The organism is Streptomyces sp. SID12501 (genome assembly GCF_010550245.1).
GTDB lineage: Bacteria > Actinomycetota > Actinomycetes > Streptomycetales > Streptomycetaceae > Streptomyces.
Genome location: NZ_JAAGLU010000316.1, coordinates 1 through 574, shown reverse-complemented (window position 1 = coordinate 574; position 574 = coordinate 1). Strand labels below are relative to the sequence as shown.

Sequence of the window (574 nt, the reverse complement as noted above, 5' to 3'; positions counted from 1 at the left end):
ATCGTGCACCGGGACATCAAGCCCGCGAACGTCATCATCACCAACACCGGCGCGGTGAAGGTGATGGACTTCGGCATCGCCCGCGCCCTGCACGGCGTGCAGTCGACGATGACCCAGACCGGCATGGTCATGGGCACCCCGCAGTACCTGTCGCCCGAACAGGCCCTCGGCAAGGCCGTGGACCACCGCAGCGACCTGTACGCGACCGGCTGCCTGCTCTACGAACTCCTCGCGCTGCGGCCCCCCTTCACCGGAGAGACCCCCCTTTCGGTGGTCTACCAGCACGTGCAGGACGCCCCGGTGCCGCCTTCGCAGCTGCCCGAGGGCGGTTCGATCCCGAAGGAACTCGACGGCCTGGTCATGCGGTCGCTCGCCAAGGACCCGGACGACCGGTTCCAGAGCGCCGAGGAGATGCGCGGGCTGGCCCAGTACGCGCTCCGGATGCTCCACGAGCAGGGGCCGAACACGGGCACCTGGAACACCGGCCCGGTGACGATGGCGCTCCCGCACGGCCGGGGCCCGGCCGCGACGACGGCCATGTCCATGGGCGGCTCCCGCGGCCAGCCGTACCCGG

1 protein-coding gene is annotated in these 574 nt (G+C 70.9%); it reads left to right on the top strand.

Features of this window, described 5'->3' with window-relative positions:
• The coding region (locus G3I71_RS45965) for a protein kinase (RefSeq protein ID WP_203733055.1) at window positions 1–574 on the top strand (574 nt) is incomplete at both ends.